Below are 5,468 nucleotides of genomic sequence, written 5' to 3' on the forward strand. Positions count from 1 at the left end.
GGATGGTGACTGGCGAACGCATTGGACCCATTGGGGAGGTTGCTCCGTACATTAGCTGGGCTTACCGAGAAGTTGAAAAAGCCACGGGGGTCACGTTTGGCAAACCCTTCTTAGAGGGGGTGCTCAAAGAAGGAACGACGATCTTTAATTCTATACCTCTAGCCAATGCTCTAACGGTTTTTAAGTCATACCATGCAGATCAATCCGTTCAATTCGCTTCCGCTCTTCAGAAGGCAGTTTATTACGATGGTTTGGCTCCCGAAGACATTGCTGCTTACGGGCCACTAGCCGAAGAATTTGGAATAGACGGACACACGTTTACCCAACAGATGGAAGAAGAGAAATTCGTGACTCGAACCCGGCAGGAGTTTCGCCGAGTGCAGGAACTTGGCGTGCAGGGCTTTCCGACTATGGTGGCCGAAGTAGACAGTGCGCATTATCCGCTGGTTCGGGGCTACGCTTCCTTATCTACCTTAGAAAATCAACTATCAGCTATATCGCAAGAAATTTAAACCTTATATCTCTTATGAAAACGATTGCACTTTTTGGCGGTACCGGACAAACCGGACAAGAATTTCTAAAACAAGCCTTACAACAAGGGTACAGCATCAAAGCACTGGTACGCACCCCCGCTAAGGTAACGGAAACCTCTCCTAACCTAGAACTGATTGTTGGTGACGTACTGAACGCGGAAGACGTAAAACGAACGGTCGCCGGTACTGATCTGGTAGTGAGCTTATTTGGTCACGTAAAAGGGTCGCCGGAATGGTTACAAACCAACGGAACGGAGAATATTTTAGCCGCTATGCGCGAGCATCAGGTTCCCCGAATTATTTCACTCTCGGGGGGTGGGTTGCCCTACGAGAAGGATCAGCCCAAGTTTCCGGATAAAGCCATTCGGTTCATTATGAAAATTGCCGTGCCTAAAGTCCTAAACGATGCTATCCGGCACGCCGAAGTGCTAAAAAGTAGCGGCGTAGACTGGACCATTGTACGCGGACCTCGTCTTACCAATGAGCCTAAAAAAGGGGACTACCGCATTGGCTGGGTAGGCGTAAATGCCGGAACGAAAGTAGGCCGCGCCGACTTAGCGGATTTTGTGGTACGCTTGGTAGAGAATACCGAATACGACGGACAAATGCCCTTCGTCAGTTACTAAAGGAGCTGATCGCGATGATCGCGAACAAACTGCTCAAAAGTGAATGGAACCTGCTTGGTAATTTGCTGCACACTATCGCTAATAGGGGGTGGGCTGCTAAACCGCGGCAGGTAATGTAGCATAATCATGACTAATGCCATAGGAGTAGCTACATCCTGCCTTTTCTTTGTAATAAAGAACTTCACCAAGTTAGGAGATTCGTAACGAATAGGTGTTTCCAGTCCCTTCGCGAGCATTCGGGCCATTTCGCCGAAACTTAATAGCTCCTGATTGGTAAGATTGTAGGCTTTATGTTGATGTTGTTCTGGATGCAAAATTGCTTCCGCCGCTACCCGACCAATGTCCCGTACGTCAATAACGGTGAATTTAGCTTTTCCGGCGGGCAAAAATACGCGATGATTTTCTACCAAGTCTTTCCTTAGCGTGGTCAGGAAATTCTGCATGAAGTAAGCGGGTCGCAAAAAGGTGTAAGTAATTCCGCTCGGCTTAATGAGTTCTTCAATGGTATGGTGGGGAATAACCGAATTGGTATCTGCTCCCTGCACCGAAAGAAAAATAATATGCTTGACCTGTTGGGTTTGGGCGGCGGAGATAATTGGTTCAAAGTACTTTTTAGCCTGGGATATTTGGGGCGGTCGCAGCAAAAAAAGCGCGTCTACCTGCTGTAGTGCTGGTTCAAAGCTACTGGAGTCTTCAAAATCAAAGCGGATCTCTTGAACGATTTCGTTATTTCGAAAATCGCCTAACTTTCGTACGCCCGCTACTATCGCAACTTGGTCGGTATGTGGTTGCAGACTGCGGATCACCTCCCCACCAACGGTTCCGGTAGCTCCGGTAACTAAAACTCGTTTCAAGGAAGTAATATGCTAAAGTTCTGCCGCCATAATATTGCGGTACTCAATACTCATATCGCGCTTCGGATGCAGCTGTATGCCAATAGGACCTTCTTCACTAGCGTTCTCAGAAGTGTAGTTCATCACTTCCTCGCCGTTGAGCCAAACAGTATATTTGTTATCGATAGCCTGAACTTTCATGGTATTCCAGTCGTCCATCTTTAGCAGTTCCGACACTCCTTCGGCTTCCACTGGGTAGCCCTTACCCGGAATATAGGGCGAACCGGTCATATCCCGCTTTAGTGAACCTGATTCGCCAATTTGAATCTGCTGACTGTCGTCGCGTAGAAAAAAACCGGAGTCAACAGTTCCGTCGCCCATTTTAAATTCGGCTTGTACTACAAAATCTTCGTACTCTTTCTTCGTCCATAAAATCGATCCGGTTTGGTCAGGACCACTCTTTACTTTCAGGATGCCATCTTCTACCGACCACCAGATGTTATTTTCCGGCTCCACCCAGCCCTTCAGGTTTTTGCCGTTAAAAATCTTCTTCATCTTCGGGTCATCTGCCTGAATAAAAAGTGCAGACACAATTAGTAGTGCAAACAGCGGAAATAGTCTTCTAGTCATAGGTTAGATATATTTAAAATTGCTTATTGATTACTCTTGTCTAAACCTCTAATTTACGATAATTCTGGCAATTATTCGGATTTCTTCTAACTAGTATCCGCAGCTTTCCTGGTATAGGATAGGCTAAGAAGCCCTTCCAAATATTGGTCACACTACCAGAATTAGGATAGTTTACGTACTTTGAGTAGCCATTTTACATTAATCCATTATGCTCTCGCTACTACAACGCTTCTCTGCCGTACCGACTATTCTGGTTATACTATTATTCCAATGTCAGCCCTCTCCCAAAGCAACTGACTTATCAATTACACTGGCTGATACTGAGTCCATTCCGGGACGAACTGAGTACCTAAATTCACCCTTCGTTACGGCGGGCGATCGGGTGTATATGGTTGGGCACCAAAACGGGCAGTTTCCGGATTTGGGATGGCACGTAGCCGGAGAAATGGGTGGCATCTGGGATCACCCGATTAAACTCATGGATGGCTTTACGGCATCAATTACTAGTAACGGTCAGTCATTCTGCTTGGCTGAAGCTGATACATTTATCAATTATCCTTTTGCCAATCGTCACATCTACCATTCTACTCCGGCTAATCTGCGCGTAGAGCGGTTTCAGTTTGTGCCCGATGGTAAGGAAGCCGTAGTCGTGCAGTTTACATTTACCAACCTAAGCGAATCAGCGCAAACAATAACGTTTGACTTTACTGGCTACGCCGATTTACGACCCGTTTGGTTAGGCGAGCGCACCGGTATGCAAGACACTACCGACGTAGCTACCTGGAATGAGGTCATCAACGGATGGGTAGCAAAAGATAGTTTAAATGAATGGTATACGCTGTTTGGCTCTCAGGTGGCTTCACAATCGCACACTTTGCAACAAAGCGAACACTGCGAGTATCGACCTAAAGGGCAGGGCGTAGCCGCTTCCGTACGTTATTCCTTAGATATTCCCGCCCGGGGCGAGGTTCATTTGCCGAGTATTATTGCTGGATCTTATCAGTCGCAAGAAGATGCCGAGGCTACTTACTTGGAAGTACAGCAGCAGGCTGTACTGTTATTACAATCAAAAAAAGAACGCTACCAAACCATTGCCGAAAAATCTAAACTCACCATTCCCGATAAAGACTTAGAACAGGCCTTCCGCTGGGTGAAGTACAACACTGATTGGCTCATTCGCGATGTGCCAGAGACGGGGCGGGGCATCTCCGCTGGTATTCCTGATTATCCCTGGTGGTTTGGGGTGGATAGCGAGTACACTCTACAAGGAGCACTAATGACTGGACAAATAGACTTAGTGTATAGCACCATCGATTTACTCCATCAAATCTCAGAAGAAACTAACGGCAACGGACGAATTGTGCATGAAGTATCTACCAACGGAGCGGTATACAACCCGGGTAATATCAACGAAACTCCGCAGTTTGCCTCGCTGGTTTGGAAGGTGTTCGAATGGACTGGTGACCGAAGTTTTCTGGAGAAATTCTATCCGGTAGTACAGAAAGGGCTAGCCTGGCTGATGCAAGAGCGCGATGCCGACGGAAACCTACTGCCCGATGGCTTCGGGATGATGGAAATTCACGGACTGGATAGCGAGATGATCGATGTGGCGGTGTATACTCAACAGGCTTTCGCCGATGCGGCTAACATGGCGAAGGTGCTGAACGACGAAACTACGGCTCGGCAGTACAACCAAACCGCGGAACAACTTCGTCAGAAAATTAATACTGACTTTTGGGTAGCTGAAGCCAATTCCTATGCCGATTTTATTAGTACCACTGAGCAAGCCCTTCATCTAATTGACGATGCTATCATCCGGGCTGATACGCTGAATAAACCCTGGGCGGTAGAGGAACTGAAGCGGACAAAAGCTCAAATCGCTAACTATCCGCCCGAGCAGAAGCAAGGCTTTGTGGTGCATCATAACTGGGTAGTAAACACCCCTATGGAAATGGGAATTGCCGATTCAGCTAAAGCCCAGGCCGCCCTCAAAACCGGAAGCCAATTCGTAAACCCGTTCGGGGTCTTTGTCACGGGTATTGATCGAGATGAAACCGCCGGTCAGGATGCTGGATCGTTTACGCTCAATAAGAAGGTTTTCTCCTACACTGGTGCCGTGATGACGCTGCCCACCGGAGTGCAGGCTATTGCTGAAAACAACTATGCTAACCCCGATGCCGCGCTGGATTATCTGCAACGGATGACTCGCACCTTCGGCTTTGCCCTACCCGGCTCCATCTACGAAGTATCCCCTGACTACGGGATGATGACCCAGGCCTGGAATCTGTACAGTTACGCCGTACCCATTGTCCAGCAGTTCTTTGGCATTCGTCCGCGGGCTTACGAGCAAACCGTTCGCATCCAATCCCAGATGCCTTCCGCCTGGTCGCAAGCCCAGCTAGAAAACGTAGTTATTGGGGACAATCAACTGAATGTATCTTACACTCAACAGGAAGCAGGACTACAACTTGAAATCAATCAGCATAAGTCTTGGGAATTAGAACTAGCCTTCCCTGCTGGGAAGTATACTCAGTGGCAACTCAACGGGCAAGAGGTACAGCCTGCCTTAGTGGATAATTATGATGTGGTTACTACTCGTGAAGGAGAAATTTTACTGGAAGTAGAAAGATAGATTCTCTCACGCAAAAAATATTTCCAAGGGTATGTTCAAGTATTCGTGCAGTGCCTTAATTTCATTCACAGTAGGCTTCCGCTTTCGGTTCATGATTTCAGAAACTCTACTTTTAGGTCCGACAGTAGGCACCAAATCTTGCTGGATCATTCCTCGCTCCTCTAGTGCTACTTGAATAGCATCAACCGGATCAATAGTGGGAGTAGGGTAGTGT

Annotated in this window: 6 protein-coding genes; 3 read left to right on the forward strand and 3 right to left on the reverse strand. The window is 47.4% G+C overall.

What is annotated here, in order from left to right:
• Together WBA23_RS02530 and WBA23_RS02535 are read left to right on the forward strand one after the other, a co-directional pair.
• On the forward strand, positions 1–512 hold a 512-nt coding region (locus WBA23_RS02530; protein ID WP_424580674.1), incomplete at its 5' end, for a DsbA family protein.
• A 14-nt stretch (positions 513–526) separates the two neighbouring features.
• Positions 527–1,159, forward strand: a complete 633-nt coding sequence (locus WBA23_RS02535) for an NAD(P)-dependent oxidoreductase (protein WP_424580675.1) — start codon at positions 527–529, stop codon at positions 1,157–1,159.
• Here WBA23_RS02535 and WBA23_RS02540 read toward each other — a convergent pair.
• Both WBA23_RS02540 and WBA23_RS02545 read right to left on the reverse strand, forming a co-directional pair.
• Positions 1,156–2,013 (reverse strand): NmrA family NAD(P)-binding protein, encoded by an 858-nt coding sequence (locus WBA23_RS02540; protein WP_424580676.1) that lies wholly within the window; start codon positions 2,011–2,013, stop codon positions 1,156–1,158. The genes WBA23_RS02535 and WBA23_RS02540 overlap by 4 nt on opposite strands.
• Before the next feature lie 12 nt (positions 2,014–2,025).
• Positions 2,026–2,622 carry a 3-keto-disaccharide hydrolase gene (locus tag WBA23_RS02545; protein ID WP_424580677.1) on the reverse strand — a complete coding sequence of 199 codons (597 nt, stop codon included), beginning with the start codon at positions 2,620–2,622 and terminating at the stop codon, positions 2,026–2,028.
• Between the two features lie 208 nt (positions 2,623–2,830).
• Between WBA23_RS02545 and WBA23_RS02550 the strand changes: the two genes are divergently transcribed.
• The gene (locus WBA23_RS02550; RefSeq protein WP_424580678.1) at positions 2,831–5,254 is read left to right on the forward strand and encodes a trehalase family glycosidase; all 2,424 of its coding nucleotides are present in this window, start codon (positions 2,831–2,833) and stop codon (positions 5,252–5,254) included.
• Positions 5,255–5,260: 6 nt separating this feature from the next.
• Here the strand turns inward: WBA23_RS02550 and WBA23_RS02555 are convergent.
• Positions 5,261–5,468 (reverse strand): helix-turn-helix domain-containing protein (locus WBA23_RS02555; protein ID WP_424580679.1); only part of this gene is annotated, 208 nt, incomplete at its 5' end.

The sequence above is a fragment of the Tunicatimonas sp. genome, assembly GCF_049647865.1.
Lineage (GTDB): Bacteria > Bacteroidota > Bacteroidia > Cytophagales > Cyclobacteriaceae > Tunicatimonas.

Excerpts from the sequence above, each read along its gene's own strand:
- WBA23_RS02535 (WP_424580675.1), top strand. The coding sequence starts at position 527 with ATGAAAACGATTGCACTTTTTGGCGGTACCGGACAAACCGGACAAGAA.
- WBA23_RS02545 (WP_424580677.1), bottom strand. The coding sequence starts at position 2,622 with ATGACTAGAAGACTATTTCCGCTGTTTGCACTACTAATTGTGTCTGCA.
- WBA23_RS02550 (WP_424580678.1), top strand. The coding sequence starts at position 2,831 with ATGCTCTCGCTACTACAACGCTTCTCTGCCGTACCGACTATTCTGGTT.